The sequence below is a fragment of the Chitiniphilus eburneus genome (assembly GCF_005048205.1).
GTDB classification, from domain to species: domain Bacteria; phylum Pseudomonadota; class Gammaproteobacteria; order Burkholderiales; family Chitinibacteraceae; genus Chitiniphilus; species Chitiniphilus eburneus.
Window position 1 is genome coordinate 26,673 of the sequence record NZ_SUMF01000020.1, and the last position, 15,904, is coordinate 42,576.

Annotated in this window: 14 protein-coding genes and 2 tRNA genes; 13 read left to right on the plus strand and 3 right to left on the minus strand. The window is 62.3% G+C overall.

What is annotated here, in order from left to right:
- Positions 1-318: 318 nt before the first annotated feature.
- The gene (locus FAZ21_RS14690) at positions 319-1,329 is read right to left on the minus strand and encodes a carbohydrate-binding protein (RefSeq protein WP_136774200.1); all 1,011 of its coding nucleotides are present in this window, start codon (positions 1,327-1,329) and stop codon (positions 319-321) included.
- Between the two features lie 170 nt (positions 1,330-1,499).
- Entirely contained in the window at positions 1,500-1,673 is a 174-nt protein-coding gene (locus FAZ21_RS20345) for a hypothetical protein (RefSeq protein WP_169307420.1), read from the minus strand.
- Between the two features lie 317 nt (positions 1,674-1,990).
- Between FAZ21_RS20345 and tig the strand changes: the two genes are divergently transcribed.
- From tig to FAZ21_RS14735, 9 genes are all read left to right on the plus strand, one after another.
- A complete protein-coding gene (tig, locus tag FAZ21_RS14695; protein ID WP_136774201.1) occupies positions 1,991-3,298 on the plus strand; it encodes a trigger factor in 1,308 nt (435 codons plus the stop codon).
- Positions 3,299-3,324: 26 nt separating this feature from the next.
- Complete coding sequence (gene clpP / locus FAZ21_RS14700; protein WP_136774202.1) at positions 3,325-3,951, plus strand: ATP-dependent Clp endopeptidase proteolytic subunit ClpP; 627 nt, start codon at positions 3,325-3,327, stop codon at positions 3,949-3,951.
- Between the two features lie 93 nt (positions 3,952-4,044).
- Positions 4,045-5,319 carry an ATP-dependent Clp protease ATP-binding subunit ClpX gene (clpX, locus tag FAZ21_RS14705; protein WP_136774203.1) on the plus strand — a complete coding sequence of 425 codons (1,275 nt, stop codon included), beginning with the start codon at positions 4,045-4,047 and terminating at the stop codon, positions 5,317-5,319.
- A gap of 202 nt (positions 5,320-5,521) precedes the next feature.
- The gene (gene lon / locus FAZ21_RS14710; protein WP_136774204.1) at positions 5,522-7,951 is read left to right on the plus strand and encodes an endopeptidase La; all 2,430 of its coding nucleotides are present in this window, start codon (positions 5,522-5,524) and stop codon (positions 7,949-7,951) included.
- Positions 7,952-8,034: 83 nt separating this feature from the next.
- Entirely contained in the window at positions 8,035-8,307 is a 273-nt protein-coding gene (locus FAZ21_RS14715) for an HU family DNA-binding protein (RefSeq protein WP_136774205.1), read from the plus strand.
- A 41-nt stretch (positions 8,308-8,348) separates the two neighbouring features.
- Positions 8,349-8,425: transfer RNA gene (locus FAZ21_RS14720), tRNA-Val, on the plus strand.
- A 78-nt stretch (positions 8,426-8,503) separates the two neighbouring features.
- Positions 8,504-8,580: transfer RNA gene (locus tag FAZ21_RS14725), tRNA-Asp, on the plus strand.
- 168 nt (positions 8,581-8,748) lie between these two features.
- On the plus strand, positions 8,749-10,602 hold the full coding sequence (locus tag FAZ21_RS14730; protein ID WP_136774206.1) for a SurA N-terminal domain-containing protein: 1,854 nt from the start codon (positions 8,749-8,751) through the stop codon (positions 10,600-10,602).
- 130 nt (positions 10,603-10,732) lie between these two features.
- Positions 10,733-10,942, plus strand: a complete 210-nt coding sequence (locus FAZ21_RS14735) for a hypothetical protein (RefSeq protein ID WP_136774207.1) — start codon at positions 10,733-10,735, stop codon at positions 10,940-10,942.
- Here FAZ21_RS14735 and FAZ21_RS14740 read toward each other — a convergent pair.
- Positions 10,939-11,733 (minus strand): enoyl-CoA hydratase-related protein, encoded by a 795-nt coding sequence (locus tag FAZ21_RS14740; protein ID WP_211243476.1) that lies wholly within the window; start codon positions 11,731-11,733, stop codon positions 10,939-10,941. The two genes, FAZ21_RS14735 and FAZ21_RS14740, sit on opposite strands and share 4 nt — an antisense overlap.
- Before the next feature lie 219 nt (positions 11,734-11,952).
- Here FAZ21_RS14740 and FAZ21_RS14745 point away from each other — a divergent pair, with 219 nt between their 5' ends.
- The 4 genes from FAZ21_RS14745 (at position 11,953) to ubiD (ending at position 15,869) form a co-directional block, all read left to right on the plus strand.
- Entirely contained in the window at positions 11,953-12,777 is an 825-nt protein-coding gene (locus tag FAZ21_RS14745; RefSeq protein ID WP_136774209.1) for a dienelactone hydrolase family protein, read from the plus strand.
- A 70-nt stretch (positions 12,778-12,847) separates the two neighbouring features.
- Positions 12,848-13,264, plus strand: coding sequence for a MaoC family dehydratase (locus tag FAZ21_RS14750; RefSeq protein WP_136774210.1), 417 nt, complete (start codon positions 12,848-12,850; stop codon positions 13,262-13,264).
- Between the two features lie 88 nt (positions 13,265-13,352).
- Positions 13,353-14,255, plus strand: coding sequence for a D-hexose-6-phosphate mutarotase (locus FAZ21_RS14755; RefSeq protein WP_169307421.1), 903 nt, complete (start codon positions 13,353-13,355; stop codon positions 14,253-14,255).
- A gap of 90 nt (positions 14,256-14,345) precedes the next feature.
- On the plus strand, positions 14,346-15,869 hold the full coding sequence (gene ubiD, locus FAZ21_RS14760; RefSeq protein WP_136774212.1) for a 4-hydroxy-3-polyprenylbenzoate decarboxylase: 1,524 nt from the start codon (positions 14,346-14,348) through the stop codon (positions 15,867-15,869).
- Positions 15,870-15,904 lie beyond the last annotated feature (35 nt).

Genomic DNA, 15,904 nt, shown 5'->3' on the forward strand with positions numbered 1-15,904 from the left:
TGTTGCATGTGCAATTTTATTGCCTGTGGCGAAATTGCTCAGTACCTGGGGAGCTGTGTTGCTGGAGGGGCCAGGGATGTTCGCGGTAGTGTCCCAAATTTGTCCCGGGCTGGCTGCTAAGCCAGTATCTATGCGCCCGTTCGAGTCCCCCCTCTCGCACCACCGGATCATGCGCGGCTTGCCGCAGCGGGTGGCAGAAAGCCCACAAAACCAGGCCTTGGCTTGATTTTGTGGGCTTTTTCTTTTGCTTCGTCGGCCGGTATCCGGGTGGATCGAGGTTGGCGCCGGATTGTCCCGACCGTTGCCACGGAAAGCGGACTACTGCGGAACGGTACGCGGATCGCCTTCCAGGGGCATGGGTTCGCTCAGGTGGCCCGTGATGGTCTGGCCGAGAACAATGCGCGTGGCTTCTGCCGGTCGGCAGACATTCTGGCTGTTGCAGGCCCAGAGGCTGACCCACGCCGTACCGGGGAGTTGCGTGGTGGTGAACTTGCCGTAGCCGGTCCAGTACGAGCCGGGCTGGCATTCGGGTAGCCCGAAGCAATCGTGATACAGCGCGGGGAACTGGGTGATGCGGCCGAGCGCGACGCCTTGTTCGCGCACTTCCAGATACGCCGGCCGGCCGGAAATCGCGCCATTGACGCTCTGCACGTTCACGGTGAGCTCGCCGCCATTCCAGCTCAGGCTCGCGCTGTAGCGGCTGGGCAGGGCGACAGGCTGCGGAACCGTTTCCGTGGTAGCCAGCCACGCGCCCCATTCATTGCTGCCCGGTTGCTCGCCCTGGCTCCACCAGCGTGCTTTCCAGACGGTATTCGCGTACACGACCTTTTCCTCGGCCTGGTAAGCACGGCTTGCCGACCAGGCGCCGATACCACCGCCGTCCTCCACTTTCCACGCGCCGTAGGCGACGCTTCCAGGCGGCTCGCCCTGTGTCCACCACTGGGCCAGGTAGACCGCACCATTGAAGCTTGCACGCTCGCCTTGCAGGTAGACGCGGGTGGAATCCCATGCGGGGGCGCTGGGAGCGCTGGTGGTCGGTAGGCCCGCTTGCTGGATCTGTTCGTCGAGCAAGGCATGAACGATTGCTACGGGGCGGTAGTTGTACACCCGGTAAGCGACGCCGATTTCGATCGGCATTGGGCAGCTGTAGTCGGTTCCCGCGCCGGTCAGCGGCCGACGAACCGGCAGCCTGGCATCGTCGCCGACCCGCTGGGGGATCGGGTTATTCGCCGTTGCATTACTGAATGCGTCGGGTGGGGGCGGAATACAGGTGGCCTGGGCGGCTGCGGACGCGAGCAGGGCTATTGCGCAGGAAATTGCGAGCTTCATGATGTTGCCTCCGGAATCGTTTTATTGTCGTCAGTGCGACGGGCCAATATGACGTATTCCATGGGCATAAACAAATTAGCGCATCCTGAAGTTCCTCGACCTCCCGACAACAGACATTCGCCTTCCTGATCGGGTTGTTTATCAAGGGCGGCGGGGCGCATCCCCGATGGTCAACGCAGGGTGGGTGGCGGCTCTGTGGCCCGCGCGCCGGCCAGGGCAACGGTGGTGCGGGGAGGTTCGGCGACGTCGGCCTGGACGATGGGGTCCTTGTGCAGCGTGAGCGCGGCAACGATGCTGACCAGCAGGGCGGCGCTCAGCAGCAAGGATGGGATGCGGGTGTGCATGGGAAGGCTCCTGGAAATGAGGTCATTTCATCCCATCGCTCCATTTCCGCGCAGCGGAGGCTGGCCGAAACGTCTGTAGGAATACAGGTGGGGCTGCATGCCTTGCCATGCGCTCATTGGCGAACAGCGATGGGTTGCGTTATCCTTTTGAGCTTGCCGTTGGGAGGGGTGCGGCATTCGCAAGCCGTCGCGGCCTGGTCGCCTCCCCCCTGTACCGGCCGTTCAGCGCCGGTTTTTCACTTTTAAATTAACGCACTGCGTATGCGCGTGCCCGCAGCCGCCCGCGGTTGAAGAATTCGCATCAAGGACATCTACACATGCAAGCACAACTGGAAACCCTGAGCGGCCTGGAACGACGCCTCAGCATTTCGATTCCCCGCGAGGAAATCACCAAGCGCGTCGACGCCCGTCTGAAGGATGTGGCCAAGAAGGCCAAGATCGCTGGCTTCCGTCCGGGCAAGGCGCCGTTGAACATCGTCGCCCAACAACATGGCTTCCGCGTGCAGGAAGAAGTGCTGGGCGAAACCGTCGAGCGTTCGTTCGGCAAGGCTGTCTACGAACAGAAGCTGCAAGTGGCCGGCTACCCGCGTTTCGAGCCCAAGGACGGCGCCGAGGAAGACGGCGATTTCCAGTTCGTCGCCACTTTCGAGGTTTATCCGGAAGTGAAGCTGGGCGATCTGGCCGGCAAGGAAATCGAGAAGCCGGTGCTGAACGTCGGTGAAACCGAAGTGGACAAGACGGTTGAAATCCTGCGTCGTCAGCGCACCCGCTTCGAGCGCGTGGAGCGCGCCGCGCAAGACGAGGATCGCGTGATCATCGACTTCAAGGGCACCATCGACGGCGAGGTTTTCCAGGGTGGTTCCGCTGAAAACTACGCATTCCTGCTGGGCAAGGGCCAGATGCTGGCCGACTTCGAAACCGGCATCCGCGGCATGAAGGAAGGCGAAACCAAGAACGTCGACGTCAAGTTCCCGGACGATTACCAAGGCAAGGACGTGGCCGGCAAGACCGCCGTGTTCGAAATCACCGTGAAGAATGTGGCCGCGCCGCAACTGCCGGAAATCGACGGCGAGTTCGCCAAGGCACTGGGTATTGCCGACGGTGATGTGTCCAAGATGCGCGCCGAGGTGAAGAAGAACTTGGAGCGCGAAGTACGTCTGCGCCTGAAGGCCCGCGTGAAGGAAAGCGTGATGAGCGCCCTGGTCGATGCCACTCCGGTTGATCTGCCGCGCGCGCTGATCGGCCTGGAAATCGGCCGTCTCGCGGAACAAGCCCAGGCGGACTTGAAAGCGCGCGGTATCGATCCCAAGTTGGTACCGTTCTCGCCGGCGATGTTCGAAGAGCAGGCCAAGCGCCGTGTCCACCTGGGTCTGGTGCTTGCCGATCTGGTGAAGGCCAACGGCCTGGAAGCCAAGCCGGAACAGGTCAAGGCCATCATTGAAGACCTGGCCGAGAACTACGAAGACCCGGCGGATGTCGTGGCCTGGTACTACGAGCAGCGCGAGCGGCTTGCAGGCCCGGAATCCATGGCGCTGGAAGACAATGTGGTTGACTTCGTGCTCGGTCAGGCCAAGTCCGTCGAGAAGGCCGTCGCCTTCGACGAACTGATGGGCCAACAGGGCTGAAGCGGCCTCCACTGAGGAACACCCAAATGCAACGATCGGAATTCGACCCGCAAAACCTCGGTTACATCCCCATGGTGATCGAGCAGAGCGGCCGTGGCGAACGCTCATACGACATCTACTCGCGCCTGTTGAAGGAGCGGGTCGTCTTCCTGGTCGGCCCGGTCAATGACCAGAGTGCCAACCTCGTCGTCGCGCAATTGTTGTTCCTGGAAAGCGAGAATCCCGACAAGGATATCCACTTCTATATCAACTCCCCCGGCGGCTCGGTCACGGCCGGCATGGCGATCTACGACACCATGCAGTTCATCAAGCCCAATGTGTCCACGCTATGCGTGGGCATGGCGGCCTCGATGGGCGCCTTCCTTCTGTCGGGTGGCGCCAAAGGTAAGCGCTTCGCATTGCCGCATTCGCGGATCATGATCCACCAGCCGCTGATCGGCGGCCTGGCGGGGCAGGCGTCGGACATCGAAATCCACGCCCGCGAGCTGCTGAAGACCAAGCGGCAATTGAACGAACTGCTGGCTCATCACACGGGCCAGCCGCTGGAAACCATCGAGCGCGACACCGACCGCGATAATTTCCTGGCGGCCGATGAGGCGAAGAGCTATGGGTTGATCGATGACGTGCTGACGTCGCGTGCCCTGATCTCCTGATCGATCCGGTTGTATGCATGGATGCGCCGCCAGCGTTGCGCTGGCGGCTTTTGTATTGATACCGCGGCTCCCGCGTGTTGAGGGAGATGGCTGATGACCGACAAGTCCAACGAAAAACTGCTTTATTGCTCCTTTTGCGGCAAAAGCCAGCATGAGGTGACCAAACTGATCGCCGGCCCGCAGGTGTTCATCTGCAACGAGTGCATCGAGCTATGCAACGACATCATCAAGGATGAAGCCGCGCAGACGCCGACCGCCGATACGCAGACGCCCTCCGGCAAGAAGCTGCCCAAGCCCACCGAGATCCGCGAAGTGCTGGATCAGTACGTGATCGGGCAGGAGCGGGCCAAGAAGATCCTGGCCGTGGCGGTGTACAACCACTACAAGCGGCTTTCCACCAAGAATCAGAAGGTGGGCAACGATGTGGAGCTGTCCAAGTCCAACATCCTGCTCATCGGTCCGACCGGTTCGGGCAAGACGCTGCTGGCCCAGACCATGGCCAAGCTGATCGACGTACCGTTCGTGATCGCCGATGCCACCACGCTGACCGAAGCCGGCTACGTGGGCGAGGATGTCGAGCACATCATCGCCAAGCTGCTGCAACAATGCGACTACGACGTGGAGAAGGCGCAGCGGGGCATTGTCTACATCGATGAGATCGACAAGATCGCGCGCAAGTCGGAAAACCCGTCGATCACCCGCGATGTATCTGGCGAAGGCGTGCAGCAGGCGCTGCTCAAGCTGATCGAGGGCACTGTTGCCTCGGTGCCGCCGCATGGTGGCCGCAAGCATCCGAACCATGAGATGCCGCAGGTCGATACCACCAATATCCTGTTCATCGTCGGCGGTGCCTTCGAAGGGCTGGACAAGATCATCCGCAACCGTTCGGTCAAGGGCGGCATCGGCTTCAGTGCCGAGGTGCAGGCGCGCGACGACAAGAGCAGCGTTGGCAAGATGCTGCACCAGGTGGAACCGGACGACCTGATCCGCTTTGGCCTGATTCCCGAATTCGTCGGCCGCGTGCCGGTGATCGCCACGCTGGACGAGCTGGACGAAGCGGCGCTGATCACTATCCTGACCGAGCCCAAGAACGCCTTGGTCAAGCAGTACCAGAAGCTGTTCGAGATGGAAGGCGTGGAGCTGGAGCTGACTCAGGCCGCGCTGGAAGCCGCCGCGAAGAAAGCGATGGAACGCAAGACCGGCGCGCGTGGCCTCAGGTCGATACTCGAAGGCGCGCTGCTCGACACCATGTACGAGCTGCCGGCGCTGGAAGGCGTGGCACGCGTGGTGGTCGGCCCGGAAACGATCGTTTCCGGGCAGGCACCGGAGCAGGTAGCGGTACCTGCCGAGGAATCCGCGGCCGCCTGAACGCGATGACTGCCGTGCCGTGGCCTGGACAGGCCGGCCGGTTTCTCCGCGATCCACACCGCCCGCCGATTGTGGCGGGCGGTGTTCTTTTTCGATGCCATCCGCATGGTTGTCCCGGATGGCGTTGAATTTCCCGTAGTCAGGCCACATCATTGGAAAGGCGCTTCACGGCGCCCCATACAAACTCACCAGGTCATCCAATATGTCCGAATCCCAAGTCCTGCCTTCAGAGCCAGCCCAGTTCCCGATGTTGCCGCTGCGGGACGTGGTCGTGTTCCCGCACATGGTGATTCCGCTCTTCGTGGGACGACCCAAATCGATCCGCGCGCTCGAAGCCGCCATGGAAGAAGGACGGCACATCCTTCTGGTGGCGCAAAAGAATGCGCAGAAGGACGAGCCCAGCATGGCCGATATCTATCCCGTCGGCACGGTGGCGACCGTCCTCCAGTTGCTCAAGTTGCCCGATGGCACCGTCAAGGTGCTGGTGGAAGGCTTGCAGCGCGCCACCGTCAGCGCGTTGCACGACGGCGAAGGCTACTTCCGCGCCGATGCCTTGCCCCATGATCCCAATGAAGACGCTGGTCATGAAGCGGAGGCAATGCGCCGTGCGCTGCTTTCGCAGTTCGACCAATACGTCAAACTGAACAAGAAGATTCCGCCGGAAATCCTGACCTCGTTGTCCGGTATCGAATCGGCGGGCCGCCTGGCCGATACCATCGCCGCGCACCTGCCGCTCAAGCTGGAGCAGAAGCAGGCCGTGCTGGAGATGGAAGACGTGCGCCGGCGGATGGAGCATCTGCTCAAGCAGCTTGAAACCGAACTGGACATCCTCCAGGTGGAAAAGCGCATCCGCGGCCGCGTCAAGCGGCAGATGGAAAAGAGCCAGCGCGAGTACTACCTGAACGAGCAGGTGAAGGCCATCCAGAAAGAACTCGGCGAGATCGACGAGAACGCCGAGCTGGACGAGCTGGAAAAGCGCATCAAGGCCGCGGGCATGAGCAAGGAAGCCCGTGAGAAGGTCGAAGGCGAGCTGAAGAAGCTGCGCATGATGTCGCCGATGAGTGCGGAAGCCACGGTGGTGCGCAACTACATCGATACGCTGGTCGGCCTGCCCTGGAAGAAGAGATCCAAGATCAGCAAGGACCTGAGCGAGGCGGAAGGCGTGCTCGACGCCGATCACTATGGTCTGGACAAGATCAAGGAGCGCATCCTCGAGTACCTCGCGGTGCAAGGTCGCGTGGACAAGCTGAAGGCGCCGATTCTGTGCCTGGTCGGCCCTCCCGGCGTGGGCAAGACCTCGCTGGGCGAATCGATCGCGCGGGCGACGAATCGCAAGTATGTCCGGATGGCGCTGGGCGGGGTGCGCGACGAGGCCGAAATCCGCGGCCATCGCCGGACCTACATCGGCTCCATGCCGGGCAAGATCCTGCAAAGCATGACCAAGGCCGGCGTGAAGAACCCGCTGTTCCTGCTCGACGAAGTGGACAAGATGGGCGCCGATTTCCGTGGCGACCCCAGTTCGGCGTTGCTGGAAGTGCTCGATCCGGAGCAGAACCACGCGTTCAGCGACCACTATCTGGAAGTCGATTACGACCTTTCCGACGTGATGTTCGTGGCGACCGCGAACTCGTTGAACATCCCCGCGCCGCTGCTGGACCGGATGGAAATCATCCGTCTGTCGGGCTACACCGAGGACGAAAAGGTCAATATCGCCCTCAAGTACCTCGTGCCCAAGCAGATGAAGAACAACGGCGTGAAGGAAGGCGAGCTGGTCATCAACGAAGGTGCGGTGCGCGATATCGTGCGTTACTACACCCGCGAAGCGGGCGTGCGTAGCCTGGATCGCGAGATCGCCAAGATCTGCCGCAAGGTCGTCAAGAGCCTGATGGTGAAGCCGAGCGACAAGAAGCTGACGATCACCGCGAAGACGCTCGACAAGTATCTGGGGGTGCGTCGCTTCGAATATGGCGTCGCCGAGCAGCAGAACCAGGTGGGGCAGGTGACGGGCTTGGCCTGGACCGAAGTGGGGGGCGAGTTGCTCACCATCGAGGCGGTCAAACTGCCCGGCAAGGGCAAGATGATCCAGACCGGCCAACTGGGCGACGTGATGCAGGAGTCGATCCAGGCGGCGCTGTCGGTGGTGCGCTCACGCGCTATTTCGCTGGGGATCGACCCCGAGTTCTATCAGAAGAACGACATTCATATCCACTTGCCCGAAGGCGCCACGCCGAAGGATGGTCCGTCCGCGGGCATTGCCATCGCCACCGCGATGACGTCGATCCTCACCGGTATTCCGGTGCGCTGCGACGTGGCCATGACGGGGGAAATCACCTTACGTGGCGAAGTGTTGCCGATCGGTGGCCTGAAGGAAAAGCTGCTGGCGGCCCACCGTGGCGGCATCAAGCATGTGCTGATTCCTGACGGAAATGTCAAAGACCTTGCAGAGATTCCGGACAACGTGAAGCGTGGTCTGACGATCCACTCGGTCAAGTGGTTCGACCAGGTTCTGGGACACGCGCTGGAACGTCAGCCCGATCTGGCGGGGAAGGCAGAGGGCGCCGAGGAGCCCATCAGCGCGCAAGCCCCTGCCAACCCTAGTGCGGAAACGACAACACCGCCCACCAAGCATTAGTTGACACCTATTTTTGCCGCTTGCTATAAAGCTCAGGCAATCGGCCGACCGGACCTATCCAACCAGAACCAAAGGGGACGTAAGTGAATAAATCCGAACTCATCGACGCTATCGCCGAATCCGCAGGCCTGTCCAAGGCTTCCGCTGGCAAGGCACTGGATGCCACCATCGATGCGATTTCCGCTGCGCTGAAGAACGGCGGCGAAGTGACGCTGGTCGGCTTCGGCACGTTCTACGTGGCTGAGCGCGAAGCCCGCAATGGTCGCAATCCGCGGACTGGCGAGACCATCCAGATCGATGCCGCCAAGCAACCGAAATTTAGGGCTGGCAAATCCCTGAAAGATGCAGTACAATGATTGTCTTTCGTCGCTAAGGAATTAGTGACGAAAGAAGAAAGGGGTGGTTAGCTCAGTTGGTTAGAGCGCCTGCTTCACACGCAGGAGGTCGGTGGTTCGAATCCACTACTACCCACCACAGCGCTTCAGGCAAGATTCAGTAGTGCGACAGTAGTTGCAATTTTCTGAAAAGCTGCTAAGATCGCTGCTCTTCACCGGAGCGGTAGTTCAGTTGGTTAGAATACCGGCCTGTCACGCCGGGGGTCGCGGGTTCGAGTCCCGTCCGCTCCGCCAGCTTCGACAAAAAAGCCAAGCGCAAGCTTGGCTTTTTTGCTTTTCCGCAAGCCTCATCCCGATATCGCCGCAGTCGCCGTTCATGTTCAGGTCAATGGTTCAACACAGTGCGCCTGCCTTCTGGCATCATGGTCGCCGCCAAAACTTGGATGTGGAGCGCCTGTTTTCATGTTTGACATAGTCCAAAAAAATAAAACGCTGGTTCAGATTGTCCTCGGGCTGGTCGCCCTGGGCCTGGTAATCGGCGCGGGGGTGACGGGATACAGCGCCATGGGCGGTGCCGATGGTGCGCTGGTCAAGGTCGACGGAAAGTCCATTACCGAATACGACGTTCAGCAAGCCACCAATGGCCAGCCCATCTCCAACGAGATGCGTCCCATGGTGGTCGAGCAGCTCGTTCAGCAGCGCTTGGTCCTGGCCGCCGCCGACAAGCTCCGGCTGAACCCGAGCACCACGCAATTGCAGCAGGCCATTGCCCAGATCGATGCGTTTCATGAGAACGGCAAGTTCAGCGCCAAGCGTTATCAGGAAATGCTGGCCGCCCAACAGATGTCGCCGGCAATGTTCGAGCAGCGCGTGCGGGAAAGCATTGCCGCGCGTACCTTGCTGGGCGCCTATAGCGTGACCAACATCGTGCCGCAGACCACCCTGGCCCGCATGGCCAGGCTGGTTGGCGAACGTCGCGAGGTGCAGGCAACGGTTCTTGCTCCGTCCACTTACGTGGGCCAGGTTGCCGTGAGTGCCGACGAAATCAAGAAGTACTACGACGGCCATGCCAGCGAGTTCAAAGCCCCCGAAATGGTGCGGGTGGAGTACGTGATGCTGTCGCGCCAGCAGATCGCGGCGCAGTTGCCGGTCAGCGATGCCGATATCCAGCAATACTTCGAGACGCACCGTGCGGAGCTGCTGGGCGAGCAGCGCGATGTGGCGCACATCCTGTTCGAAGTACCCAAGGATGCCAAGCCGGATGCCAAGGCCAAGGTCCGTGCCGAAGCCGAAAAGGTGCTGGCCGAGTTGAAGGCCAACCCCGGCCGCTTCGCCGAGCTGGCCAAGCAGTACTCCAAGGACCCCGGCTCGGCCGCCAACGGTGGTGAACTTGGTGTGTTCGGTGCGGATGCTTCGCTGGTGCCGCCGTTCAAGGAGGCCATGTTCAAGCTGCCGAAGGGCCAGTTGAGCGACCTGGTGGAAACCCAGTTCGGCTTCCACATCATTCGTGTGAACGATATCCAGGCCAAGTCCACCTTCGAACAGGTGAAGCCGCAGATCGTCGCCAAGTTGCAGGGTGAGAAGGCGGAGTCGCAATACCGCAGCCAGGCCCAGGCATTCAGCGAACTGGTCTATCAGAAGGCGGACAGCCTGAAACCCGCGGCGGACGAGTTCAAGCTGCCGGTCCAGCAAAGCGGCTGGATTACCCGCCAGGGTGCCCAGGATGCGCAACTGAACAACCCCAAGCTGGCCGAGGCGGTGTTCAGCGACGATGTCCTCAAGGGCAAGCACAACTCCGAAGCGGTGGAAGTGGCACCGGATGTCCTGGTTTCGGCCCGGATTCTGGAACACAAGCCTGCGCAACAGACGCCGCTGGAAACGGTGCGCGGCGATATCGAACAGCGCCTGAAGCTGGAAAAGGCCACCAAGCTGGCCGCCGAAGCCGGTGCCAAGCAACTGGCGGCATTGCAGGCTGGCCAGGCTGTGGAACTGCCGTGGCAACCTTCGCGGCCTGTCGCTCGCCTGGGCGAACAAGGGATCGACTCCGCGACGCTGGGCGCGATCTTCCATGCCCCGGCCGGTAAGTTGCCCGCCTACGTGGGCAAGGATGTTCCCGGCGCGGGCTATGTGATCTACAAGGTCGTGGCTGAAATCCCGGCTCCGCCCGTGAGCGACGAAATGGCCCTGCGCATGCGCCAGGACGTGGCGCGGACCTATGGTCAGGTCGAAGTGGCGAAATACATCGACGATCTGAAGAAGAGTTTCAAGGTGGAGTACCGGAAGGCACCGGCAGACGCCGGCAACCCGGTGGAGTAAAGGAAAAACGGCGGAAACCCCGCCGTTTTTTATTGGCGACAGGCGGGATTGAATTTCTGGCGGGGGACGCCGATATTCCGGGTGTAAGCAAGTTTTCGCGCAGTACGGTTCCACTCAAGGAGGGCAGGCCATGTTGAAGACTTACGATATGTCTTCGGGGAGCGCAGAAGCGCTCGAAGCGCCCGCAACCACCAGGAAGCAGGCGGTATCGTGTCCCCGGGAGGCACAACCCGGGCGGTTGCGCCCTGAACTGCAACTGCGCTTATTGACGGTCGCGGAAGCTGAAGCGAGCCGTCGCGAAATCCAATTCCACCAACCGGAAGTACCGCATTTCATCTAGTCGGCTTCGTGCCAGCGAGGAGGGCGTCCAGCCACATGGGCTGCGACGCCCTCTTGCGCTTCCGCCCTTGCTCTCAGGTGGGCGATACGATGCGCGATATCCGACAGCAGCGCGTCGTCGATCGGCCGGTGTTCGATGGCCGCCACCAATCGCTTGGCCGCCAGCATGGCCCGTGGGCCGTTCTGCACAATCGCATCCAGCCAGCGCGTCACCCACTGTTCTAGTTCCGCCTCGGTCTCGGCCACTTCGTGGATCAACCCCAGCGCATGCGCACGGCGGCAGTCGATCGGTTCCGCGGTGAGAAAGTAGCGCCGGGCGCCGGACACCCCGATCTTCGACTGGATGTAGGGCGCGGTCACGGCGGGCACCAACCCGAGCCGCACTTCCGAAAGCTGGAAATAAGCGTCCTGGTGAGCGACGACCAGATCGCAACAGGCGATCAGCCCCAGCCCCATGCCGAAGGCCGGACCCTGGACGCGGGCAATGGTGGGGACGGGAAAGCGGTCCAGCAATTGCATCAGGCGCGACAGCGTCAGGGCCTCTTCGAAGTTGCGGTGCTGGTCATGGCTCGACGCACGCAGCAGCCACTGGTAATCCAGCCCCGCACAGAAATGCCGACCCGTCGCGGACAGGATCAGCGCGCGCAGATCGCTATTCTGGGACAGGCCGGCCAGGCAGGCGGTCAGTTCGGCGATCATCACATCGTCGAACGCATTGCAGGCCGTGGGGCGATCCAGCGTGATCCTGGCGATATGATCGTCGCCAATTGCGTATTGCAAGGTATCGCTCACGCGGGCTCCTTGTTCGTGTTCCGGTTTTCCATCCGCCCCGCATCCGGTGGTGATCCGGATATCGGGGTTCCCGTTTGCGGGCCTGCCACTGGCGCGTGGATGGCTCCGAGGCGCGCTTCCCGATTTAGCCGAGTGCCGGGCCGACTGCCAAGCTTCTTCTGGTCTGCCGTGATAAAGTGCGGCCTCTGTCTGTTGTTCAGATTTTCCTGATTCAGCCCCATGACCCATTTTGCGCGCGCTTTGCTGTCCGGCTTGTCGCTGCTGCTTGCCATACCCGCTGTTGCCGATCCGATCTCGTTTGCCGGCCCGGGGCGCACGCTGCGTGGCGAGTACTTCGCACCGAGGGAAAGCGCGCACGGTGCCCCCGCGGTGGTGCTGATGCATGGCTGCGAAGGCATGTGGCGCCGTGGTCAACTGGCACCGCGCTATGCACACATGGCCGGATTGTTTCAGGAACTCGGATACGCGGTGCTGATTCCGGACAGTTATGGTCCGCGTGGCGTGCGTGAACAATGCACGGTCGCGCCGCAGCGGCAGAAGGTCACCGCGGCACGGCGCGCCGACGATGCACAATGGGCGATTGCCTGGTTGCGTACGCGTTTGCAGGTGGACGCGGCACGGATCGGCGCGGTGGGGTGGTCGCAAGGTGGCTCGGCGGTGCTGACGCTGGCCGGCCGTCAGACGGAAGGGCTGGAAGTGGCTGCGGTGTTCTATCCCGATTGCTCCAGCCTTGCCCGCCAGCAGCGTTACCATGCCCGTGTTCCCGCTCTGGTGTTGATGGGAGAGTCGGACGACTGGAGCCTGATCGAACCATGCCGTGCGCTGGTGGAACGGGACGAACAGAAATCGCTGCATCTGGTCGGCTATCCGCTGACCTACCAGGATTTCGATGTGCTGGGGGCCGAGTTGCATGTCCGGCGCGGCATTCCGGCCGGGCGCTACCCGCATCAGGGCGTGACGGTGGGGCCGAACCCCGAGGCCGCCGCCGATGCCTATCGCCGGTTGTTCAAGTGGTTTTCGCGCTGGCTGGAACCCGAGGCATGATTTGTTCGGGCCTGGTCAGGCGGCGTATATTGTGCAACGCACAACGTGCAGTCCCAGCCAGGAGAAAACGGTGTCCTATACCTTTGAAGAACTGTATGTGGGCCTGAAGGCCGAATACCGCAAAACCGTCACCGAAACCGATGTGGTGCTGTTCGCCGGGCTGACCGGCGACAACAACCCGATGCACATCGATGAGGAGTTCGCCTCCGCCACCCGGTTTGGCGGGCGCATCATCCACGGTATGCTGACTTCCGCCCTGTTGTCGTCGGTGATCGGCATGAAGCTGCCCGGACCGGGTTGCATCTACATGGGTCAGAACCTGCGCTTCCTGAAGCCGGTCAAGATCGGCGACACCGTGACCGCGCTGGCCGAAGTCATCGAACTCATTCCCGAAAAACAGCGCGTCCGGCTGGGCACCTATTGCCTGGTGCGTGGCGAGAAGGTGCTCGACGGCGATGCCCTGGTCTGGGTGCCGCGCCAGGGCTGATTTGCCGGTGCTGCACAGACAAGGGCCAGCCGCGAGCAGTGGCTGGCTTTGCTCTACAATGCAGTACTTTGTCACGAGGAAAGTCACGATGCAGACCTTGTCCGCATTCGATTCGCGCCTGGCCGATGTTGCCGGTGTGTCCGTAGCCAATTCCACCGAAATCCATGGCGGCGACGGGGCGGGCCTGCCCATGCTGGTCGTGGAGAACGCCTTGGGCCGTGCCGAGCTGACGCTGCAGGGGGCCCACCTGACTTCGTTCGTGCCGGCTGGCGGTCATGATCTGTTGTGGCTGTCGCCCAAGGCGACGTTCGTTCCCGGCAAGGCGGTGCGTGGTGGCATTCCGCTGTGCCTGCCTTGGTTCGGTGGTCACCCCGAAGGCAAGCCGGCCCACGGCTTCGCCCGCAACCACACCTGGACGCTGGTTGGCGCCGAGGCGCTGGCTGATGGCACCACCCGTGTCACGCTGGAGTTGCTGCCCAGTGATGCCACGCGCGCGCTGTGGCCCGACGATTTCGTCGCCCGCCTAGCCGTGACCGTGGGGGGCTCGCTCACCCTGGCGTTGCGGTTCGAGCACCGTGGCGACCATGAAGTGCCGTTTTCCAGCGCCTTTCATACCTATTTTGCTGTGCCCGACGTGGCGCAGGCGGATATCGAAGGGCTCGACGGCTGCACCTTCATCAACACCGTCGGTGGCGCCAACACCCGGCAACCGCAGCAAGGCACGCTGCGCCTGGATGGCCCGACCGACCGCGTCTATCTCGACGTGCCGGCGGTGCAGGCCATCCGTACCGCGCAAGGCACCACCAGGATCGAGAGCGATACCCGCAGCGCGGTGGTCTGGAATCCGGCCGAATTCGCGCTCAACATCGCCGATGTCGGCGATGCCTACCGCCACTTTGTCTGCGTGGAGCGCGGCGATGTGTTCGACGACGCGCGCCCGTTGGCCGCCGGTGGTGTCTACGAAAAATGGCTGACGCTGTCGCTGGCGTGATCTGGCCCTGCCTGACCAGGAACGCCCGGCATCGGCCGGGCGTTTTCGTTTGCCGGTTACAATGACGGCTTCCCTCTTCAGAATCCCGCAATGAAATATCGTGATCTGCGCGATTTCTGCGCACAACTGGAAGCCCAGGGCGAATTGAAGCGTATCGCGGCGCCGGTATCGCCTGTCCTGGAAATGACCGAAATCTGCGATCGCACTCTGCGCGCGCAAGGGCCGGCCCTGCTGTTCGAGAATGTCCCCGGTCACAGCATGCCGGTCCTGGGCAATCTGTTCGGTACGCCCCGGCGCGTGGCACTGGGAATGGGCGCCAGCGGGACCGAAGCGTTGCGCGAGATCGGCCGGACGCTGGCCTACCTGAAGGAGCCCGAGCCGCCGCGCGGCCTGAAGGATGCCTGGGACAAGCTGCCGTTGCTGAAGCAGGTGCTGAGCATGTCGCCCAAGATAGTCCGCAACGGGCCTTGTCAGCAGCGGGTGAGCGAAGGCGCCGACGTGGACCTGGGGCGCATCCCGGTGCAGCATTGCTGGCCGGGCGATGTGGCGCCGCTGATCACCTGGGGCCTGGTGGTCACGCGCGGGCCGCACAAGAAGCGCCAGAACCTGGGGATTTATCGCCAGCAGGTGATCGGTCGCCACCAGGTCATCATGCGCTGGCTGGCGCATCGCGGTGGCGCGCTCGATTTTCGCGAGCATGCGGCACGGCACCCGGGCCAGCCGTTCCCCATCGCGGTGGTGCTCGGTTGCGATCCCGCCACCATCCTGGGCGCGGTCACACCGGTGCCCGACAGCCTTTCCGAATACCAGTTCGCCGGGCTGCTGCGTGGTGGCAAGACCGAACTGACCCGCTGCATCGGCAACGACCTGGAGGTTCCCGCCACTGCCGAAATGGTGCTGGAAGGCGCCATCAAACCCTGCGAGCCCGGTTACGAAGGCGTCTCCGAGCATGGCATACCGCTGAAGGAAATCGGCGGCTACCTGCATGCGCTGGAAGGCCCGTATGGCGACCACACCGGTTACTACAACGAGCAGGACTGGTTCCCGGTATTCGAGATCGACCGCATCACCCAGCGCGACGATGCGATCTATCACAGCACCTACACCGGCAAGCCCCCGGATGAGCCGGCGATGCTGGGCGTGGCGCTGAACGAAGTATTCGTGCCCATCCTGCAAAAGCAGTTTCCCGAAATCGTCGACTTCTACCTGCCCGCCGAAGGGTGCAGCTATCGCATGGCCGTCGTCTCGATCCGCAAGCAGTACCCGGGTCATGCCAAGCGGGTGTTGTTCGGGGTGTGGTCGTTCCTGCGGCAGTTCATGTACACCAAGTTCATCGTCGTGGTGGACGAGGATGTGGATACGCGCTCGTGGCAGGAGGTGATCTGGGCCATCACCACGCGCATGGACCCGGTCCGCGATACCGTGCTGGTGGAAAACACGCCCATCGATTACCTGGATTTCGCCAGCCCGGTGTCCGGCCTGGGCGGCAAGATGGGCCTGGATGCCACCAACAAATGGCCGGGTGAAACCGCCCGCGAGTGGGGCAGGGTGATCGAGCGCGATCCGGCGGTGGTGGCGCGGGTGGACGCCATCTGGCAGGAACTGGGCATTTGACGCGGGTTGTCCGGTCTACCGGGCAGCGCGATCGA